The sequence below is a fragment of the Xenorhabdus sp. PB62.4 genome (genome assembly GCF_014467285.1).
In the GTDB taxonomy this organism is placed as follows: Bacteria; Pseudomonadota; Gammaproteobacteria; order Enterobacterales; family Enterobacteriaceae; genus Xenorhabdus.
In genome coordinates, this window is the sequence record NZ_NKHR01000002.1 from 112,857 (window position 1) to 132,967 (window position 20,111).

Below are 20,111 nucleotides of genomic sequence, written 5' to 3' on the forward strand. Positions count from 1 at the left end.
CTTTTGCTCTTAAAGTGAATAAAAAGGAAGTTTATAAAATTGATAGCCGCGCATTATGCCACAACCAGAAAAAAGTATCGCCAGAATGCGTTGCTCACTTTCAAAATTAGAGAAAGGCATCAAATAACATACTGAATACTAATTATTTTTTCCATAAACAGCGCTAATCTATAGAACAGGGAAATACAGAACCCAAAGCGGTACTGTTATAAACTTTCCCTGAATTTTACAACTCAACAATTTGATACACCGGAAAAATACCATGCAAAAAGTAAGATGGGGCATTATTGGTTGTGGTGATGTCACGGAAGTAAAAAGCGGCCCTGCTTTTTACAAACTGGAAAACTCTGAATTAGTGGCGGTAATGCGCCGCAATGCTGATTTAGCCAAAGATTTTGCCAAACGGCACAATATCAGAAAATGGTATTCAGATGCCGAATCTCTGATTAATGATCCTGAAATTGATGCCATATACATTGCGACCCCACCTTCTACCCATAAAGAATATACAATTTTAGCAGCACAAGCGGGAAAAACTGTCTATGTTGAAAAACCGATGGCATTGACATTTGAAGAATGCAACGAAATGATTGCCATATGCCAATTACAAAAAGTCCCACTGTTTGTCGCTTATTATCGTAGGGCTTTACCCAGATTTATTAAAATAAAAGAGTTACTTGATTCCGGGGCAATTGGTTCACCGCGAATTGTAAATTGCATGTTATTCAGGGAAATGGCTTCTATCTATCAAGATCCTGATAATTTGCCATGGTTTGTAAAACCAGAAATATCCGGTGGTGGCTTATTTGTTGATTTGGCTTGCCACACACTCGATATATTGGATTTTCTGCTCGGTAAAATTATCTCGGTTAAAGGACATGCTAACTCACAGGCAAAAGCCTATCCCGCCGAGGATTGCGTTTCCATGTCATTTATGTTTGAAAACCAGATTCAGGGCGTTGGAATTTGGAATTTTGTCGCCACTTCTCGTGAGGATAAAGTCGAAATTATCGGAGACAAAGGCAAGATAGTTTTTGCCACATTCGGTGACTCCCCCATTTCATATTATGATGAAAATAACCAACATTATCAGTACCATTTTGAAAATCCAAAACATATTCAAATGCCATTAATCCAGACAGTTATTGCTGAGATACAGGGCAAAGGAGTTTGCCCATCCAATGGAGAATCTGCCGCCCGAACCAGTTGGATTATCGACGAAGTATTAAGAGAGTACCGAATTGCTTTAAATAGTAATCCTAAAAGATAAGTCTGTTACGGCCAGTATTTAGCTGGCCAATTCATCCTGATCAAACTTTTCATTTTTACCGATGGTTATCTAATACCTACTTGAAGCGCAATCGCGCAGGGCGTGAGGATCACAGAGTAATCGCCATGGTTCTATTCACTTCTTGATACCCTTCCCTTTCATACAAACGTATTGCATCAACATTTTGAGATAATACACTCAGTTCCAGATGTGAATAACCATTTTCTTTTGCCCATTTCTGCATTCCAGCCAATAACTTCCGGCCAACACCGAGATTTCTGGCATCCCGACTTACTACCAGATCAAAAACATGGCCATAAGTTCTGGGAACCAGGCAGTTAAAGGCGGGGTATTTTGTTCTTGTGCAATGGCAAATCCCTTTATGCTGCTATCTTCATCTTCCGCAACAAGTAAATGAAATTTGCTGTTATCCACATTAGAAACAATAAAATCTCTGTCTTGTCCGGTCGCTTTGAGCCTATCTGGCTGTAACGCTGCCATTTCACTAAACAAGACATAATAGAGAGATAAAATCGCCTCAACATCCTGCATCAAAGCTGTTCTTATTATCATTATATTTCCCCTTACGTTGAAATTATTTGAAATAAGTTTTAACAGAAGGAACAACATAATCACTAAAACGGTCAAGTAATAAAGCAGGATCTTGTTCAACAATTGCCATATGACGATATTTTTCCTGCAAAAACTGCTCATCTGCCATTCTGTCGATCATAGAAATTAAAGGATCATAGAATCGGTTAATATTGAGGATACCGCAAGGTTTGCTATTCAACCCAATCATGCTCCAGGTAAAAATTTCACTGAATTCTTCCAATGTGCCAAAGCCGCCGGGCAAAGCAACAAACCCCTCTGCCAGTTCGATCATTTTGCTTTTGCGCTGGTGCATAGTTTCCACAACATGGAGTTCAGATAAATTCTTATGGGAAATTTCACGCTCTTCCAGCAAGGTCGGGATAACCCCAATCACTTTACCGCCTTCTTTCAGGACAGTATCCGCCACTGTTCCCATGATCCCTACGCTTGCTCCACCATAAACTAAAGTAATGTCACGTTTTACCAGCTCTGTCGCAAAAGATATCGCGCTTTCTTTATAGACCTCAGATATGCCAAGGCTTGAACCACAATAAACCGCAATACTTTTTACAGAACCTTTTTTTTCTGGTGCATTTTTAACCGCATTTTCTTTCATAACCAAACTCCATTATTGTTTTTTTAATTTCTGATTATACGATAGACTAACAAGCGTACAACTGATAATACTGTTGAGTTATATCTGTTTCACTGCGAAGATGACATCCTCCTAATTAATACGTTGTAACTGAGGTTTTTTTTAAATGTCTCTTTCTAAACATCGGGCAGCTTCTTTTCCACTGTTCCCCATTATTTTATTGTTACTGTCGATGACATCAATTCAGGCCGGAGCCTCACTGGCTAAAACAGTATTCCATGTCATCGGTGCGCCTGGTGTCACAGCTTTGAGACTTGCGTTGGGAACAATTATTCTCTTTCTGATTTTTAAACCGTGGCGTCTGAAATTTCAGCGGGATTCTCTGATTCCTCTTTTTGCCTACGGTATTTCACTCGGGGCAATGAATTATCTGTTTTATATGGCTTTGTCCCGCATTCCTCTCGGCATTGCCGTTGCACTTGAGTTCACAGGGCCTCTGGCTGTTGCCATGTTTTCTTCCCGGCGCCCACTGGATTTTCTCTGGATTGCTTTAGTCATTGCCGGATTAGGTTTTCTCCTGCCAATCGGGGATAGTGTCAGTACACTTGATCCTATCGGGATTTTGTATGCTTTAGGAGCCGGTGTCTTCTGGGCACTTTATATTATCTTCGGGCAACGTGCGGGGGCTGGCTATGGCGCCGCTACCGTTTCTATTGGTTCGCTGATTGCTGCCTTTATCTTCTTCCCAATCGGGTTAATACAGACTGGCCCTGAATTACTGTTTGATGTTTCACTGCTGCCTATTGCACTGGGGATCGCCATTTTATCTACCGCATTCCCCTATACACTGGAGATGATTGCCCTTACCCGCCTGCCAGCCAAAACATTTGGGACATTAATGAGCCTTGAACCAGCATTAGGCGCATTATCAGGCATTATTTTCCTTAATGAGCATTTGACGATGACTCAGTGGGTTGCTCTTTTCTGCATTATTTGTGCTTCCATCGGCTCCACGTCTACCATTAAACGAAAAACTAAAATAGAAAAAATAGAATAGTTATTTTTACCAAAATACTGGCATTGTTTATTCAAACCGGAGGAAACTCAATATCATCCGGTTTTTTATTTTCATGAAATATTTATCAATATCATACCCATCAATACCATATCTATTAATATCAATACCTATAAATACCAATACCTATTAATGCAATAGGGATAAGCAATATGGCTCACGAAAATTTGTCAGCTATAATTATCAAATCTAATGAGGCAATTCATTAATCAGAATTAAGGGAGCACTATTATGAGTACAGCAAAATTAATCAAAACCCAAACTTCTGGCCTGCTTTATACCCGCAATAATGTTGATGAAGATGTTAAGCAGAGATCGATTATCGCCTTGAATCATATGGTGATCCAATTTATCGATCTATCCATGCTGACTAAACAAGCCCACTGGAATATGCGTGGCCGGAATTTCATTGCTATTCATGAAATGCTGGACAGTTTTCGCAGTGCCATTATTGAACATCTGGATATATTTGCAGAACGCGCAGTTCAATTGGGTGGCACAGCATTAGGAACCGTTCAGGAAGTGAATAAACGTACAACGCTGAAAAGTTATCCAACAAATATTCATGACGTACAAGATCATCTTAAGGCACTGGCAGATCGTTATGCCATTGTTGCCAATGATATTCGTCAGGCGATTATTGATGCGGAAGATGAAGACACAGCAGATATGTTTACTGCGGCCTCCCGTGATCTCGACAAGTTTTTATGGTTTATCGAAGCAAACATTGAGCAATAAAATAACAATATTATCTTTAAAAATCTTAGGCCACTTCTGTGGCCTTTTTTACATCTTTGCATACAATTGATAAGAAAAACATTTAAAAACAACAGTTATATTCTAAAAAAGCACACTAACCTTTAAAAAAATCGTTTTTCTCTCTATAATCCCTGTTTGATTTAAAAATAAACATGAGGACGCCATACAATGGATAACGAAGTCAAAGACTCCAACGGTGCATTGCTGAACGACGGTGATTCAGTTCAGGTCATCAAGGACTTAAAAGTAAAAGGGACTTCCAAGACCTTGAAACGTGGAACATTGATTAAAAACATCCGCCTGACTCATCGCGAAGATGAGATTGAGTGTAATGCTGACAAAATCAAAGGGTTAGTACTGAAAACCTGCTTCCTGAAAAAAGTAAGCTAAATAACAGTTACAAACCTGTTTTTGGTTAAAGGATAAATAATGTTAAATTTTACATTATTTATCCTTTTTCATTAGCGCCAACGCCTGTTCCGAGGGAACATCAGGCCTTTCGATAGGAAATACAGGCAAAGAATTCAACAAACGTGGCCCATAGCGTTTGGTCAATAACCGATTGTCATAAATCACCACATCACCGTAACACTCATGGCTACGAATTAACCTTCCTACTTGCTGAATCAAATTGAAGGAAGCACTTGGCAAGCTTTGTACTTCAAATGGATAGCGTTTCAATGATTTCAGCCATTCACTTTCGGTGATAATGACCGGATTGGTTACAGGCGGGAAGGCGATTTTATGAATATGTACCTGAGAAAGATAAGCACCTTTTAAATCCAGCCCTTCAGCAAATGACTGCAATCCAATCAGAACGCTTGCTTGCCCTTCATCAATCCGCTTGCAATGTGTTTCTACCAACCGATAACGGGGCTGATCACCCTGTACCAATAACATCAACCGCAAATCTGTCACAAAAGTGAGGAAACCTTCCATCGCACGCTGGCTACTAAATAATATCAGCATTCCCCGATGCTTCCCGTCTATCACCTGCGAACGGAAATAACGCGCCATTTCCTCAAGATGCTGCATCTCATTTTGAATCGTCGGTTCTTGTGTCATTTGGGGAATAATCAAGCGCCCCTGCCGTACATGCTCAAAAGGCGATGACAGAGTGATAAAACGATCATCATAGTTTTCATGTAAGCCAGTCAGTTCCTGAATACGAGAAAAACTATTCAGCGAACGCAATGTCGCCGATGTCACCACAACATGGGGAATATTACGCCATAATAGCTGAGTTAGCTGTTCGCTGACCCGAATGCCTGCACAGTGAAAATAGAGGTGTGATTGGTTTTTCTCATAGCGGCGTGTTAACCATTTTGATATCGGCGCGTGGGAAGATTCTTCCTGCGAGGCCAAACGCCATAATTTTGCCATATTCTCAAAATAGCCCAATGTCCGGCTGGTTTGCAGGATGGCACGATGCAGTCGGACAATATCCTGTTTAGCCGTTTGATCGTTAAGGTCGTTTAAAATCGCTTCTGCTAAACCACGTAATCCATCGGTGAGCTTAAATAACTGCTGACAACACAACAGCAAACTATCCGGTAACTTTCCCAGTTCGAATAAATATTCTTCTGATTCACCGCGTTCAGGCAATAAAGCCTGTGTTATCATTGCCAATTCCTTAAAATGTTCACGGATTGCTTCACAGTGAGTCTGCAATCGTGTGACATTTGCCAACGCAGGCGGTTTGGTTGGCCGGAATTGAATCAGATACTGCTCCACGTGACGGATAAATGAATCTAACTGCCCATTAAGCTGGAATAACGTAATTTCCCCTTCAACTTCCAGCGAATCCCTTGCAACATCTGGGATATGATGCCCTTCATCCAATACCAACAGCAGATTTTTTGCTTCCGGTAAAACGGATTCACTTTCCAGCGCAGCCATAACCAAAGCGTGATTGGCAACGACAACATCCGCATCGTCAATCTCCCGACGGGCAAGAAAGAAGGGACAACGGTGATAAAACTGACAATTTCGCGCCAGACAGTTCATCTTATCCGTACTGACTTTTGCCCACAGCGAGTCCGATAACGCCAGTTTATGATGATCACGCAGGCCGTCCCATACAAAAGTCGAATAATCATTACGCAACCGACGACATAACTCACGCTCTTCACTATTGGTGATTTCCGTTTGATCTTCGACCAGAAACATCAGATCAATCTGCTCTCCCTCTGCGGCACAAATCGTCTCCAGATTACGTGGACAAACATAACGTGCACGGCCAAAAGCGCCCGTGAATTTCAGATCAGGAATAATCTTGCGTAACAACGGCAGATCTTTGCTGTAGATTTGATCCTGCAAGGCAACATTGGCCGTACTTACCACCAATGGTTTCTGTTCTGCCCGACTGACGGCAATCCCCGGAATCAGGTACGATAAAGTTTTCCCTACTCCCGTAGGCGCTTCTATCACCAAATGCCGCCCTTCTTCATCTGCCAGTGTTTTTGCAACTTCTGCAATCATTTGACGCTGAGGTGCTCGCGGGATAAAACCATCAATATGGACGGATAACGCCTTATACCATTGGCTAATTTGATTTTTTATTGAACTGGAAAGTGCCATAAGTTTTACTGCTTAAAAATTGGAGGGCTATTCTCCCATAGAGTGAGTATCAAATCAGCTTTATATACTCATTACTGGGAAGCTGTTCCCAGCGTTCTGACTGTTTTACTGTCAATATGATAAAAATGGTTATTGCTTGTCTGAAGTATAGAAGCCGATATACTTTTGGCTTTCTATCTTTTGGCATTGTTTATGGCTGTTATGATGCTTTATTAAAAACCTTATTGGATACAGAGATGAAAAAAATCCTGCTCATTATCATCATATTATTTTCTATCGGCTCAATTGGTGGCGTCTTTCTGGCAGGGTTGAATATGTACACCCGCTCCACAACACCAGCAGAAGAGCCACAACAGACTCAGCAGGAAAACGCCCCGGTAGAGCAACAATAAATAAATTAGTTTTTATCGCAATACCTGATATTACAGCATCCATTTTTGACAATGTATCAGTTTGTAATATCCGGTATGACGACACCAGATGAGGAAGCTCATGAAAAATGAATATTTTGTCAGTCCACAATGGCTAAACGAGCATCTCCATGATGAGAATGTCGTTATTGTTGATGCCAGCGCCCCGATGCCTACTCAATCCATCGATTATTATCAACTCTGGTTAGATAAGCATATTCCCGGCGCTCAGTTCTTTGACCTTGATAAAGTTGCCAATTTACAGACCAATCTGCCTCACATGCTGCCAGAACCAGAAACTTTCTGTCAGGCGGTTAATAAAATGGGTATCAGTGAAAACCATCTGGTGATTATTTACGACCAGGGAAATATGTTCTCTGCTCCACGCGCATGGTGGACATTCAAAATTTTTGGTGCCCGCCATGTCCGCATTCTGGAAGGCGGATTACAAGGCTGGCAGCAGGCGGGTTATCCAACCGAATCAAGAGAAGTCGTTCGTTCGCCCGATGTGTTTAATGTCCAGTTTTCCCCCGAAAAAGTCTGTTCTCAGGCGCAGATCCTGAATATCCTGCATAAGAATGAATCGATACAGTTTATTGATGCCAGAGCGGAAGACCGTTTTCAGGCAAAAGTGCCAGAACCTCGTCCCGGCTTAAGAATGGGCCATATCCCCGGCGCTAAAAATGTTCCGTGGACAGCGTTGGTTGATAATGGAAGTTATAAATCCGTAGAAGAAATTACGGCAATTTTCCACAAACAAGGGGTTGACGTAAACCAGCCGATTATTACCAGTTGCGGCTCTGGCATGACAGCCGCCGTTTTAGTATTGGGGCTTGATATGATTGGTCACAAAGAGGTTGGATTATATGATGGTTCCTGGGCTGAATGGGGAGCTGATGATTCACTTCCATTAGAAAAATAACGCTCGGGAAAATAGTTAATAAAAAATAATGATAATAAAGGGCATTGAAATAACATGCCCTTTCTTGTTATTTATCATATGAATTGTGAGCTTTAAGATAAATCTATAAAATTACTGATTGGAAATTTTATGGTATACAAATAGGACAAGCATCGCGCCGATAACGGCAATAGCGAAACTGCCCAAATTAAAACCATCAACTTTTCCCATTCCAAAGAATGTGCTGATATACCCTCCCACAACAGCGCCCACAACTCCCAGAATCACTGTCATAATGATGCCGCTGCTGTTATTTCCCGGCATAATCCATTTAGCAAGGATCCCGGCAATTAAGCCAAAGATAATCCATGACAGGATACCCATATACAACCTCCGAATCTGACTAGATTATTTGTTTAAGAGTCAAGTTATGTTTCTATGCCCTAAGTTAAGACACTAGCCAAAAGAATTGCAAATTAGAAAGGAAAAGAGATTTTTCAGTCATTAGGAATATTTATACAACCAGATGAATTTAAATAGCTTTTCACAATAGTGATACATCCCCTGTTCTCATTTTTCAACTGTAATGAAGATGTAGCGGTAATATATAAAAATAGGGCCGGCTGGCCCTGAGCAATAGTGAAAGTTTATTTTCCGATGGCAAACCAAGTGAGGTACCAACCTTTTGTGTCGACTTGTGTTTGGAATGAGTCAGTTCGCAGATTAAATACAGGCCACTGGTTATCACCTGAAGTAGGTTTGTCATAATAGATATTAGTCACAACAGAAAAACACTGTGTCCTAAATGGCTTAGGAAATTTAATGACACCGCCCTGATAGGATATGCCCCACTGATAAATAATGCCGGTATCACCACACTCCCACCAACCGTTCGCTGTCGCGCTAGCCATATTTCTCTGTGATATACGACTATCAATCTCACTGCGAGAATAAGTTTCCGATTTCGTATAACATTCTCCTCTGATGGCATAGTCGCCTGCAGGTTGATAATTACCCTTCGACTGAAAACGGGTATCCGATTCCTCCTTGCTATAGGCTCCCACATCAGCGGCAGTCAGATCAGCTTTTAATTCCACCCAGGCATTGCCTGCTTTTGGCTCTTCCTTGTTGTTCTCAATGCGGGATTGCCAGAGCTTTTGTTTATGGTAGACCAATCCACGTAGTGGATAAGGCTGAGCCTCTACTGTCCATTGCGCTGCACCAAAGGTCTGCATCTCCCCTACCGCTTTCGTGATATCGTGAAAAAGCCCGTTCATCTTTTCACGTTCAATATCCCTTGCGGCGGGATCAACGTTCTGGTTACGCTCGTAATCATAGCCGTAGCCCTGAGTATATGAAACAGCTCCGTCTGGCTGGACTTCATTAGGAATAGATACCCTGTCCCCTTGCGCCGCAAAGGGAACTTTAAATATTTTTGTCATGACATTAGCTCCGAAATGACTGTTAGAGAAATTGGCACGGTAATAACCGAAGCCAAAGATATTGCTTTCACTGTTCTCCGTATTATTCAGCGTATCAGTCTGCTCTGCCCGGAGGGTTGTTTCAGGAAGCACATTATCTTTTTCCGTCGTCTTATCCGGTTTATTATCTTGAGTATTCATATCTGACCCTCATTTAATCAACAATGTGTATTGCTAAATAACATGAAGGCGGGTTACTTCTCCGCCAGTGAACATCAATAAAATAAGTTCATCAATACTGGAGAATGCGTTTTGACTAAGCCCGATTTAACGTTTAGGCGAGCTGCATGTTTTGATGACAGGATGGCATAGAATAACAAATGGAGGATCAATAAAATCAGCTCCTCTACTGACAAAACATAATGCACCGAAGAGGATACCACTTTAACTTAACCCCCTTGATTTCCCTAATGTCTGCCCTTGTGACAGAATTAAGTAAAATCAACGTGTTATCCTAAATGATATTTATTGGTACTATATGCCCAAAGAAGATGATATTTCACCCTTGCGTTATTAATGGAGAGAAGAACCAACAGATGAAAATGCGCTTTATGGATATGACGATGAGGTATTACGTTAACTGAGTAAATTAATTAAAAAAATATTCAAGAAAATTTTCTTTGGTTCTTAAAAGATGCAAAAGAAAGCTATGGAGAGCAATTTTATTTAAATCCCAATGCGCCTGCATATATTAAATCATTACAGATAATATCAGATGACAAAAAGATATCGTTATTAGAACATCTCTATGATCCGCTTTTGCCTGTTGATTGATCCTTTCAGTCAGGTAAGTTTCCTTCCTATGAAAACGAAAAAACACTTTACCGCAAAGCCACCTAGGGTGAGCAATATCAGCAAAGCCAATGCTCTTATCCATAAACTTCGAACCAACATTCGGAAATATATGGGTGTTTCTCAATCATAAAGACATGCCATTGACCAACCACGAGGCCAAGCGCTGCCTGCGTGGCCGTATCATCATGCGGAAAATCTGCTTTGGCATGAGCGCCTTCCGCGGGGAGAAATTCATCAAATTGATTTATTAATTTTAAATAAAAATACTTAGATCTTCTAATGTTTTTGCGGTGAATAAATGGGAATAAAGGAACAATATGTTCGCTATTTTTTGTTTTGACATACACCAGACAGCGTATATATTAAGCAGTTCTTTTTAATTCATAAGAATTGGTAAAGATTATGTACTTACCTGAAATGAATAAACTAAACATATACCCTGGGTATTTCAGGATGCCAACAATGCTAACGCTGCAACTTGAAGGACGGGTATAAATGCAAAGTGGTCATTCTCACAACATGCCGCTTTAGGAAAAGGAGTCAGTTGTGAAATCGTTTGAATATTATTATCAGTGGGAACTTGATTACCTAAGGCAACTTGCAAAATCTGCGCGTGAAGAGAAGCCACATCTTGAAGATGTACTGAGTGGCAGGGATCCTGATGCTGAAAGGGTTAGTGAGGGCTTTGCTGCTTTAATGGCCCGTTTGAGTCAGAAAGTCGATGATGCTTTTCCTGAATTGACTCAGCCGTTACTGCAAAAATTACGGGCACAGCCGATCAAAGGTATTCCTGCGACCAGTATGATTCAGTTTGACAGTGGCACGCAGGGGGATTTTGCTTTTTCCATACCGGCGGGAACAGAAGTTCATACTCATCGTCGACAGACATTTGTCACTTGCCGAGAATGTCCTATTGAACCTTTGATATTAGTGTCACGTGAAATTACACATCAGGTACAGACGACTAAAATCACCTTAAAATTTCGCTATATTGGTAAGGAAGAAGAGTGGCTGACCCAGCCGATTAATCTGTTCCTGAGCAGTGATGAGCAGGTTGCTGATGCCCTGATGTTGGGGCTGACTCAATATTATGATGGTGCTGAACTGTATCACGATGGGCAAGTTTATAAAGCACACGGAGATCGGTTTGAACCGCGCTCAGGCGCTTCCCGATTGGTTCTGTCATCTGCTGTCGGGGATAACTGGGCGCCACAATTGTTAGTTGAGTCTCTTTATCTGCCGCATGTTAACCAATTTCTGAATTTACCTCTGCCGACAATGGCAAAGCGATTGAAACTGACAAAACATCGTGAATTCAGTGTCGTTCTGACTTTGAATACAGTATTACCATTGTCAACAGCGCAAATAAAGTCTGCATTCCAGCTTCATTGTGCGCCTGTGGTTAATATGGCGCGTAACAGCCAAGTGACACTTCCCTTTGTCCCGGAAACAGCGCGTTATCGTTTACCCTTAATGCCAACTCAGGGTGTTCTGCATATTGCAGGTATAGAACTGAAAAATGAGCCAAACACAGAAGAGGAAAGACGCGGGGATGAATACCTGTTTTATCCGGCCAGCCTCCTGACAGGTATGGAACGTTATCACCCAGAGTACGACAAGGCTTGGTTCTATGCGCTTGAAATCAGTAAAGATGCTCTGGGCAGAATACAGTATGAGCTGATTTTCTATGACAGCAAAGCGGAGTTGATGCGTAAACCACCTGAGCGTGAATTCATTTGCCATTTTTATAGCTTTGAACAATATCAGGCACCTCTTGCACTGGGTGAGATCTGCCAGACGGGAGAAAATGTTCCCGAAGTTTTTCAATTAAAAAATATCATTCCCACTTCACAAACTTATCCTCCGATTGTTGATAGCCATCGTCATTGGGATTTTTTGTCGCACTATTCTGTCGGCAGCCATTTATTGGAGATGAGCGCGTCAGTCAAACAACTACTACAGGATTTTGATCTGTATGCAGATACTGATCGCGCGTCCAGCCGGAATATCCGGCGCATGATCGGCGGGATTGCCAATATAGAAGCAAAATGGGGTGACAGGATGATCCGGGACAGGCCCGTTCGCTGTCTGCTGGTTACCCTGATGCTGGATGAAAGCGCTTATACCGATGCCGGCGAAATGTATCGATTCGCCAATTCACTCTACCAATTCTTCCCGTTCTGCCTTGCACAGGGAACATGGCTGCGAATGCGCGTGCTCAGCCAACCTTCCGGGACGGAATGGTATCTGTCACCTTCAATGATTCAGGGTTATCGCTCAATTATGTAAGGAGTTTCTACAATGGATGGATTAGTTTTTACTTGCCAGATAGGTGCACTACCGCAGACCACGTTTCAGGTAGTGAATTTCAGCTTACAGGAAGGATTATCACAACTGTTTCACCTGTCTATGACAGTAGTCAGTTCTTTTGACAACGTGGCACTCAATAAACAATTGGGTTCCAGTGCCTCTCTGACGGTGATTAGAGATGGCGTCATTGAGCGAACGGTTAATGGTGTTGTGGCCGGAGCCGAACAGGGTAATACCGATGGGCGACAAACCTATTACACTTTTATTATTCGCCCGGAAATGTGGTTGATGACGCTCAATCAGGATAGCCGGATTTTCCACCATCAATCCGTGCCGGATATTCTCGGTCAATTACTGAAAGAACATCGCATCAGGGCGGACAGCAAGTTTTACAAAGATCACCAGCAGCATTCAATACGGGAATATACCACTCAGAAACGCGAATCCGCTTATGAATTCTGGTGCCGACTGGCGGCGGAAGAAGGCATCATGTTCTGGTTCGAAGAGGACAAATTGTTTTACAGTAATTCCCATCTCGGCATGTTGGCTGCGTTAACGCTGACCTACAACGTACAGTCAAACACAGATAACAGTGACTCGACAGCATGGCAGTGGAATTACGGCGAATATCTGTGCCCGGATGAAACGATCCATAAAGATAATAATTTCCTGCGTCCTTCCTATCCTCTGCAACATCTGTCTACGCTGGAACATGGAGGAAATCATTCTGTATTTGAGAGTTATGGCCGTTTTCAGATGGATGCAGAAGGACGCCCTTTCACCCAATTGCGTTTGGAGCAGTTGCAGAACCAGAGCAAAGTCGGTAAAGCGAGTACCAACTGTATCAAACTAAGACCGGGACGGATCTTCGTTCTGCAATCCCACCCGATTGCGACGATGAATGATCGCTGGCAGGTGGTTACTGTCACGCATCATGGACATCAACCACAAGCTTCTGGAAATGCGGGAGAAGGTACGACGCTGACCAACAACGTTTCCTTTATTCCGGGGCGGCAGGACTGGCGCCCGCCATTCCGTTACAAGCCACTGGCAGATGGGGATGAAGTGGCAACCGTCGTGGGGCCGGAAGGTGAGGAAATCTACGTTGATAAACATGGCGCTATCAAAGTTCATTTCCATTGGAACCGTTATGATGAAGCAGATGACCGCGCTTCCTGCTGGGTGCGTGTCGCGCAGGGCTGGAATGGTGATGGCTATGGATTTATGGCTATTCCGCGTATTGGTCAGGAGGTGATTATTTCCTACCTGAACGGGGATATTGATCGTCCAATAGTGACGGGCTGTACCTACAACGGCCGTAACCGCCCACCGCTGGATCTGCCGGCGGAAAAAACGCGCACCACCTTCAAGACCCACACCCACAAAGGTGAAGGATTTAACGAATTGCGCTTTGAAGATGCGAAAGGCAGTGAAGAGATCTATATCCATGCCCAGAAAGACCAGCTTATCCAGATAAACCACGATAAAACCCAACGTGTTGGTCACGATGAAAGCCACCATGTACTGAACAACCGCAAACATGAAATCGGCAACGATGAATTCATCCGGATCATGCATGAACAGCATATCCAGATTGACCTGAACCAGTTTGAAACCATCACCAAAGATCGCAAGACCCGCATCAACAACAACTGGCAGGAAAATATCTTTGCTGATCACCTGCAAGAAGTGGGGAGGGACAAAACTACCAGAATCAACAACAACTATACCCTGAACGTGGTCAACAACATCCAGAGCCTGACAAAAGTCCATACCCTACAGGCCAGCGAATCCGTACTGATCAAAGGCAAGGCGGGATCGATTAAGCTGGATGGTTCAGGGGTGACAATCACTGGCAAAATCACCCTGCAAGGGGATGTTTCGGTAACAGGGGGCAGCCCGGGCACTGTGCCATCACTCAGCGGATCAGCTAATGAAGGGTTGGTCATGGCAGAGGATTGCCGGGAAAAAGCCCGTAAGCAGCAGGAGCCATCAGAATAATGTCCTGGATACCCGATTATGCCGAACATTGGATGGTGGATTATTCCTATGCCACGCAACAAGGCGAGCACTACTCTGCCCGGGCGATTGTCCATGCAACGAACAAGCCACAGGCTCTGTCGTCGCTGGCGGAATATGTCCTACAGGCGGGACATTCACCGGGGCAATACCAAAGTATTCAGCCGTTGCCTGAATACCTTGCCGCCAGCTCTTATATCGAATTGCCGCTATTGCGGCAGTTCCGGCAAGGGGTGGAGCGGAATACACGAGTGATCCCGCTGAACGAATACAATATCAACACCCTCTTGCCTGCCGAGCGTGGCGTATTGCAGTTCGCCGTGACAAAAACCATGCCCGCCAAAAAGAGCGGACAATACCGCTATATGGTGATTGATGCCACGGTTTACCGTCGGGTTATGGGCAGTTTTATCGTGCCTGACCTGATGGTCTCCAACCTGCGATGGGAAAGCCTGTTTCAAGGGGAAACCCAAATCACGCTCGAAGACAGCGCCCCTTATCTGGTGGAGTTAACCGATGACACAACGGTGCACTCTGCTTTTCAGCAAAAGATCACACAGCCGATCACACCAGAACCGGGAATTCTTATCGACAGTGATCAGCCATTTCCTGTTATCCGTAATCACCTGCGTAAATTCACCTATCTGAGAAATGAACAACAACAATCATGGGTGTTTTACCGCTTCTATGTGCCGCAAGGCTTGCTCCCGCTACTGAAAAGCCTGCCGGATGAACAACTGATGCACTTTATGCGCCCGATAACGCGCATCGGTTATTTCGATAGCCAGACAGCACAGTACTATGCCCTTTCTTTGGCTGAAAACACATTAGATCAGGAGAAAACAGCACCCGTGGCAATTAACCCCTATCTGATAAACCTATTGGCGGGGCAGACCCAAGAGCGGGCGGTGGCTCAAATAGTGAAATTTATTACAGAGACCCAACCTGAACTGACGCCAGAACAGAAGGAACAACTGCCGGCCTTTGTGGTGCAACAGGCCAATTTTGCTTGTCTGGCGGGTTTCGCCCATCAGCGTTCCATTTTGTATCTGGTAGCGGGCAGAAGTCTGGCGCGGGATAACGAAGCACTCTGGCAGCGGGCATGGCAGCATGCCTGTACACAAGCACAGGCGCAAGAGGTGCGGGCGCTGGCTTGTTATGAGTATTGTTTTAAAAACCGGGCATTAGGTTAACACAAGGAAATAAGAGAAATGGAAAAATCGATATTAACGAGCGTGAATGACGCTCTTGAGACAGCCGTGAAAAAAGCGGAAAAAACGTTTGAAAAAATTGTCGATGAGGCGAAGGCACGCATACCTCATGAGTTGGATATGGATACCGTTGTCAGGCCCTGTGACGCCAATATCCGGCCTGTTTATCCTGTCAGATATGCTTATATGAATTTTTTTGGTGACAAATGGGTAAATGCTCAATTACCGCCGCCAATAAGGACTTTTATTGATCCTTATGATAATTCATTAAATGCAAGCGTTCTGGGGGGCTATAGCATTCGAATGCCAAGACCGGGTTGGATCTATGTCAAAGAAGAAGGACCAATTAAAACCAGGGGTTCCCAACAGGATGGCAAGTTATTGATTTTCAAATTCAGCCCTGAAATTGTCACATTAGAGGGCAAAAGGGGAATGGTTACAAAATACACCAAATATGAGCAAAAAGCCGGAAGCTCATCGTGGGAAGAAATCCACCCTGCCAGTGGTACAGCGGGATTAGGCTATCCTTTTCTGGCGATTGATAAAGATGTGACCCAAATCAGCATCGTTTACAGTGAAGTCAAACTGGCTAAATCTGTCCTGAATAAGATGGATAACGATAAAAACTTCCGCAAGAGTGCGATGCAATTTGTGGATTTAGATAGTGAAGTATCAGATTATGCCATTGATGCCAAACAAGAACATTTCGACGGATTAGTGGAAGATTTCAAAGATCCTGAAAAACAATTTCAGGCATACAAAAATCAATTATCCGATCCGCTCTTACAATCTGCTGATTTGGGAGATATCACGACTGAAGGCAGTTTTTTCATGAATGCAGATATGGAAATGCGTTATATAGACAGCCTTATCTGCCCTTATTACAAAGATAAAGCGAAGATTGTGGTATTGCATGATCCTGTGGGATATCAGCGTGATATTTTAATGGCTTATGAGTTACTTAATCTTTGGCAGCTAAGTTATTCTGCAACAAATATTTATCCTCTTACTATAGGGCAATTTGTTGAGGTAATTGCTGCATCAAAGGATAAAAATATTAAAGAATATTTTAAAGAACATATTCATCAGGAAAATTGGAAAACCTGGTGGCCTAAACTTACCGATCCCATTGTAGATGTAAAAAAAAGGCAAGAAAAAGTTCTTGAAATATACAAAGAATTTTTTGAAAGTCCGAATATTGCGAGTAAATTAGGTGGCTTATCACATTATTTCAAGTATTTTTTTTCGTTGAGTGATAAAAAAAGCGATCTGACAGAAGAAGATGGTCGGGAATTTGAAATACATTGCGATCTAATTACAGAATTAATGCAGCCATTACAGAGAACTGTAGAGGGAACGTCGACATTAGAAAATATTATTGGCGGTAAATCTGCATTAGATGAGAGTAGTACATGGTTTATTATTAACAATGGAATCGTCAATACGCTAGGACATGATGGTGCTAAAAAACCATTGATGGCAGAATATATAACAAAAGGAATAGATAAAGTTCTTAGTGCAACAGGTGAAGTACTAGGGATGTTTCTTGCATGGGGAGCCGAAAAAATAGCTCAAGGTTCTGTCAGCTTATATGTAAAAAGTATTGAAAAAGTAAACCAGATTTTTACCAATAAAATGTTCAGCGCGTTGGGAGTAGAAGAATATAAAGGATCTGTTTTATTGACAGAAAAAGAAGTGGCAAAATTAATCAATGATCTGGAAAAATATAAACAACAAGGGCTGATCGGGAACCTGAAAGAATGGGGGAAAAAAGTCAAAGTCAACGTTCAAAAAGAGGGAGGAAAGATAGTATTTAACTGGTCAAATCGGATTAAAAATTATACGGGAGATTTGAAACTAAAAATACCTACCATTAAAATTAACAGACCAGAATTTAATATTAAGTTTATGTCACATTATGATAAGTCTCTTAGTATTGTCCTGGATTGCAGTCTAACTGGATTTGATCTTATTATGAAAAGTTATACATTCTATAACTTATTGTCGCAATCTGGTTTTGATAGAAATAATCCACTGAACGCGAATCGAAAAATTGTGTATTTAGCTTTTACTTACCTGAATACGACACTTGGTATGGCAGTTGCAGCACGCAATTCTTCTGAGCTTTTCGGGAAAGGGCTTGCAAAAGCAGAAGCACTGGCGAGAAGAATAAATCACCCTGCGGCAGAAGCACTATTAGGTGCAGCATCACGCAGGCTTATGTTAAATGGTGCCTATATAAAACTGCTGGCAAAGGGGACTGTTGGGCTAACTGGGATTTTAAGCGGAGGGCTTGCTTATTATGATGCTTATCAAGCTAGAGCTTTAGGTAGTCATAAGGAAGCGTATGCACATGTTGCTATTGGTACTGGTACATTAATGATAACTGCTGGATTTTTGGGACCATCACTTTTGGGCACAAGCGCTGGAGCAGCAGGAATAGGATCATTCTTTACCAGTATGATATGGGCGGGAATTTTAGGTATGCTAGCAAGTATTGCCTATTTAGTTCTTTTTGGAAAAACCCAATTGGAATATTTATTAATGAATTGCTTTTGGGGAAGCGGTGATAAATATTCATTTTTGGAAATGGGTTTTAAACGACCTGAAGATATAGCACTCCAATTCGGCAAAGTTCGAAAAATGGATGATAAAGTAATTAATACATTTAAGGTAGAATATCAAGAGTTTTTGAATTTTTTTACTAGACCAATATTAAAAAAAGAAAGTAATAAAAAAGGAAAGATGATTTATCATTTTATGTTGCCGAATTTTCAATGGGAAAGATCAGAGTTGGTTTATCATGTTTTACCATCATCTAATGTCACAGGAAGAAGTGATCACACCATTTATGTAAATGAACCTCATTACGCTAAAGCTAAGCGGAGATTTGAAGAATTAATGGAACAAGTCCTCTCTGAGATAATTTATAAAAATAAAAATCCCATTGATGAAAATGGCATACTTACTCTGACATTGGAAATAGAAGAAGAATATGCTCAATACCTAAAAATTTTTTGGTACTATATGCCCAAAGAAGATGATATTTCACCTTTGCGCTATCAATGGGGAGAAGAGCCAACAATCGAAAATGCAATTTATGGATATTTTGATGAGAAGGTACGCTAAATGATAAACTCAATAAAAAAGTGGTTAACTAAAAAAACTGAAGGCAAAGTAAACAATGATGCCAAAATTAGCCGGCTATCAATAGTGTGTGATTCTTTCTTGGATGAAGATATTGGAATACTGGATAAAGAGCAAATAAAAACAGAGGGTTTTATTGATTTAATTGATAATAAAAAATGTGAAATACGATATGGCAGGAGTAATTATCGTGAAAATATTTTACTTGCTTCTTTAGCAGGTTTTTTATTAGGTTTTTGTTTTTTTATTGATGATTACATTACGTCATGGAAAGCTAATGAAAACTTTCATTTAAGTACTGTTAGTGATATTAAAGAGAGATATGGGGAAGATTTTTATCTAAATCCTAAATTGCCGGATTATTATAAAATTTATGAGTATATTGCTGATACAAAGAGCCTTTCTTTTTCTCAATATTTTCATATTCTTTATACGGATAGTGGTTTTTACGGTAAATCGAGAGCTCGAAAGGGTTTATTACTAGATGGTGGTTTTTTTCTATTTTCCATTACAATGATTTTAATTCATTTATGGGTATTATCTTTAATTCGTAAAATATCCCCTCTTGTTATTGATCGGGAAAAGCAACTGTTTTATACATGGCGTAAGGGAAGAATGTATGTTGCACGTTACTCTCAAGTCGATGTTGTTAATCTATATGACGTTCTGTATTTAAGAGTTTATGGGTTTGACAAAAATAACAAACTGATGATTTATGCTTTTGAACCCCGTATTCCTAACCTAATAGACGACATAATAAGCAAAAAGTATTTACTGGCTTTTATGGCAAAATATCTGATTCAAGGAAAAGAATCTGTCAGTTTAGTGAATTTTAAACGCCAATCATCAATATTTCCTTCACGTAAAAATCCAAAACCAGCAAATTGGGAAACTCAGATTACGGCAATCTTAGCTGAATTGGATAGGCTTGGCCCACCAAAAGGAGTTACTGATCCGAAATAAA

At 41.6% G+C, this 20,111-nt stretch carries 17 protein-coding genes and 1 pseudogene; 11 read left to right on the forward strand and 7 right to left on the reverse strand.

Translation table 11 applies throughout. The annotated features are described in order from the left end of the window. The first annotated feature begins 262 nt into the window (after window positions 1-262). Window positions 263-1,270: a Gfo/Idh/MocA family protein gene (locus Xenpb_RS02365; RefSeq protein WP_187652928.1), complete on the forward strand. Its 1,008-nt coding sequence runs from the start codon at window positions 263-265 to the stop codon at window positions 1,268-1,270. A gap of 109 nt (window positions 1,271-1,379) precedes the next feature. Here the strand turns inward: Xenpb_RS02365 and Xenpb_RS20380 are convergent, their stop codons facing one another. Genes Xenpb_RS20380 through Xenpb_RS02375 form a run of 3 tightly spaced genes read right to left on the reverse strand, consistent with a single transcriptional unit; the run spans window position 1,380 to window position 2,480 of the window. Continuing rightward, complete coding sequence (locus Xenpb_RS20380) at window positions 1,380-1,646, reverse strand: GNAT family N-acetyltransferase (RefSeq protein WP_368666794.1); 267 nt, start codon at window positions 1,644-1,646, stop codon at window positions 1,380-1,382. Further along, window positions 1,565-1,843: a hypothetical protein gene (locus tag Xenpb_RS20385; protein WP_368666792.1), complete on the reverse strand. Its 279-nt coding sequence runs from the start codon at window positions 1,841-1,843 to the stop codon at window positions 1,565-1,567. The genes Xenpb_RS20380 and Xenpb_RS20385 overlap by 82 nt, the downstream gene beginning before the upstream one ends. Before the next feature lie 22 nt (window positions 1,844-1,865). Next, window positions 1,866-2,480 carry a TIGR00730 family Rossman fold protein gene (locus Xenpb_RS02375; protein WP_187652929.1) on the reverse strand — a complete coding sequence of 205 codons (615 nt, stop codon included), beginning with the start codon at window positions 2,478-2,480 and terminating at the stop codon, window positions 1,866-1,868. 145 nt (window positions 2,481-2,625) lie between these two features. Here Xenpb_RS02375 and rhtA point away from each other — a divergent pair, with 145 nt between their 5' ends. From rhtA to Xenpb_RS02390, 3 genes are all read left to right on the forward strand, one after another. Next, complete coding sequence (rhtA, locus tag Xenpb_RS02380; protein ID WP_187652930.1) at window positions 2,626-3,516, forward strand: threonine/homoserine exporter RhtA; 891 nt, start codon at window positions 2,626-2,628, stop codon at window positions 3,514-3,516. Window positions 3,517-3,765: 249 nt separating this feature from the next. Continuing rightward, window positions 3,766-4,272: a DNA starvation/stationary phase protection protein Dps gene (gene dps / locus Xenpb_RS02385; RefSeq protein WP_187652931.1), complete on the forward strand. Its 507-nt coding sequence runs from the start codon at window positions 3,766-3,768 to the stop codon at window positions 4,270-4,272. A gap of 189 nt (window positions 4,273-4,461) precedes the next feature. Further along, window positions 4,462-4,683 (forward strand): alkylphosphonate utilization protein, encoded by a 222-nt coding sequence (locus tag Xenpb_RS02390; protein WP_187652932.1) that lies wholly within the window; start codon window positions 4,462-4,464, stop codon window positions 4,681-4,683. Window positions 4,684-4,737: 54 nt separating this feature from the next. On the opposite strand, the gene dinG is transcribed toward Xenpb_RS02390, so the two are convergent. After that, complete coding sequence (gene dinG / locus Xenpb_RS02395) at window positions 4,738-6,873, reverse strand: ATP-dependent DNA helicase DinG (protein ID WP_187652933.1); 2,136 nt, start codon at window positions 6,871-6,873, stop codon at window positions 4,738-4,740. Between the two features lie 236 nt (window positions 6,874-7,109). On the opposite strand from dinG, the gene Xenpb_RS02400 reads away from it, so the two are divergent. Then, window positions 7,110-7,265 carry a hypothetical protein gene (locus tag Xenpb_RS02400; protein ID WP_167336750.1) on the forward strand — a complete coding sequence of 52 codons (156 nt, stop codon included), beginning with the start codon at window positions 7,110-7,112 and terminating at the stop codon, window positions 7,263-7,265. Between the two features lie 100 nt (window positions 7,266-7,365). Further along, window positions 7,366-8,205, forward strand: a complete 840-nt coding sequence (gene sseA / locus Xenpb_RS02405) for a 3-mercaptopyruvate sulfurtransferase (protein ID WP_187652934.1) — start codon at window positions 7,366-7,368, stop codon at window positions 8,203-8,205. Window positions 8,206-8,316: 111 nt separating this feature from the next. Here the strand turns inward: sseA and Xenpb_RS02410 are convergent, their stop codons facing one another. From Xenpb_RS02410 to Xenpb_RS02420, 3 genes and pseudogenes are all read right to left on the reverse strand, one after another. Then, window positions 8,317-8,568: a GlsB/YeaQ/YmgE family stress response membrane protein gene (locus Xenpb_RS02410; protein ID WP_099114406.1), complete on the reverse strand. Its 252-nt coding sequence runs from the start codon at window positions 8,566-8,568 to the stop codon at window positions 8,317-8,319. Window positions 8,569-9,140: 572 nt separating this feature from the next. Then, window positions 9,141-9,626: pseudogene (locus Xenpb_RS02415) on the reverse strand (phage tail protein); the annotation flags it as partial. Between the two features lie 908 nt (window positions 9,627-10,534). Continuing rightward, entirely contained in the window at window positions 10,535-10,807 is a 273-nt protein-coding gene (locus Xenpb_RS02420) for a hypothetical protein (RefSeq protein ID WP_187653093.1), read from the reverse strand. Between the two features lie 199 nt (window positions 10,808-11,006). Here Xenpb_RS02420 and Xenpb_RS02425 point away from each other — a divergent pair, with 199 nt between their 5' ends. Genes Xenpb_RS02425 through Xenpb_RS02445 form a run of 5 tightly spaced genes read left to right on the forward strand, consistent with a single transcriptional unit; the run spans window position 11,007 to window position 20,110 of the window. Continuing rightward, window positions 11,007-12,749 (forward strand): type VI secretion system baseplate subunit TssF, encoded by a 1,743-nt coding sequence (locus Xenpb_RS02425; protein WP_187652935.1) that lies wholly within the window; start codon window positions 11,007-11,009, stop codon window positions 12,747-12,749. 12 nt (window positions 12,750-12,761) lie between these two features. Further along, complete coding sequence (tssI, locus tag Xenpb_RS02430; RefSeq protein ID WP_187652936.1) at window positions 12,762-14,771, forward strand: type VI secretion system tip protein TssI/VgrG; 2,010 nt, start codon at window positions 12,762-12,764, stop codon at window positions 14,769-14,771. Beyond that, window positions 14,771-15,982, forward strand: a complete 1,212-nt coding sequence (locus Xenpb_RS02435) for a DUF4123 domain-containing protein (RefSeq protein WP_187652937.1) — start codon at window positions 14,771-14,773, stop codon at window positions 15,980-15,982. The genes tssI and Xenpb_RS02435 overlap by 1 nt, the downstream gene beginning before the upstream one ends. Before the next feature lie 18 nt (window positions 15,983-16,000). Beyond that, a complete protein-coding gene (locus Xenpb_RS02440) occupies window positions 16,001-19,129 on the forward strand; it encodes a toxin VasX (protein ID WP_187652938.1) in 3,129 nt (1,042 codons plus the stop codon). After that, window positions 19,130-20,110 carry a hypothetical protein gene (locus Xenpb_RS02445; RefSeq protein WP_187652939.1) on the forward strand — a complete coding sequence of 327 codons (981 nt, stop codon included), beginning with the start codon at window positions 19,130-19,132 and terminating at the stop codon, window positions 20,108-20,110. The last annotated feature ends 1 nt before the right edge of the window (window position 20,111 follow it).

Excerpts from the sequence above, each read along its gene's own strand:
- Xenpb_RS02365 (WP_187652928.1), top strand. The coding sequence starts at position 263 with ATGCAAAAAGTAAGATGGGGCATTATTGGTTGTGGTGATGTCACGGAA.
- Xenpb_RS02375 (WP_187652929.1), bottom strand. The coding sequence starts at position 2,480 with ATGAAAGAAAATGCGGTTAAAAATGCACCAGAAAAAAAAGGTTCTGTA.
- Xenpb_RS02445 (WP_187652939.1), top strand. The coding sequence starts at position 19,130 with ATGATAAACTCAATAAAAAAGTGGTTAACTAAAAAAACTGAAGGCAAA.
- Xenpb_RS02410 (WP_099114406.1), bottom strand. The coding sequence starts at position 8,568 with ATGGGTATCCTGTCATGGATTATCTTTGGCTTAATTGCCGGGATCCTT.
- sseA (WP_187652934.1), top strand. The coding sequence starts at position 7,366 with ATGAAAAATGAATATTTTGTCAGTCCACAATGGCTAAACGAGCATCTC.
- dps (WP_187652931.1), top strand. The coding sequence starts at position 3,766 with ATGAGTACAGCAAAATTAATCAAAACCCAAACTTCTGGCCTGCTTTAT.
- tssI (WP_187652936.1), top strand. The coding sequence starts at position 12,762 with ATGGATGGATTAGTTTTTACTTGCCAGATAGGTGCACTACCGCAGACC.
- Xenpb_RS02435 (WP_187652937.1), top strand. The coding sequence starts at position 14,771 with ATGTCCTGGATACCCGATTATGCCGAACATTGGATGGTGGATTATTCC.
- Xenpb_RS02440 (WP_187652938.1), top strand. The coding sequence starts at position 16,001 with ATGGAAAAATCGATATTAACGAGCGTGAATGACGCTCTTGAGACAGCC.
- rhtA (WP_187652930.1), top strand. The coding sequence starts at position 2,626 with ATGTCTCTTTCTAAACATCGGGCAGCTTCTTTTCCACTGTTCCCCATT.
- Xenpb_RS02390 (WP_187652932.1), top strand. The coding sequence starts at position 4,462 with ATGGATAACGAAGTCAAAGACTCCAACGGTGCATTGCTGAACGACGGT.
- Xenpb_RS02400 (WP_167336750.1), top strand. The coding sequence starts at position 7,110 with ATGAAAAAAATCCTGCTCATTATCATCATATTATTTTCTATCGGCTCA.
- Xenpb_RS20385 (WP_368666792.1), bottom strand. The coding sequence starts at position 1,843 with ATGATAATAAGAACAGCTTTGATGCAGGATGTTGAGGCGATTTTATCT.
- dinG (WP_187652933.1), bottom strand. The coding sequence starts at position 6,873 with ATGGCACTTTCCAGTTCAATAAAAAATCAAATTAGCCAATGGTATAAG.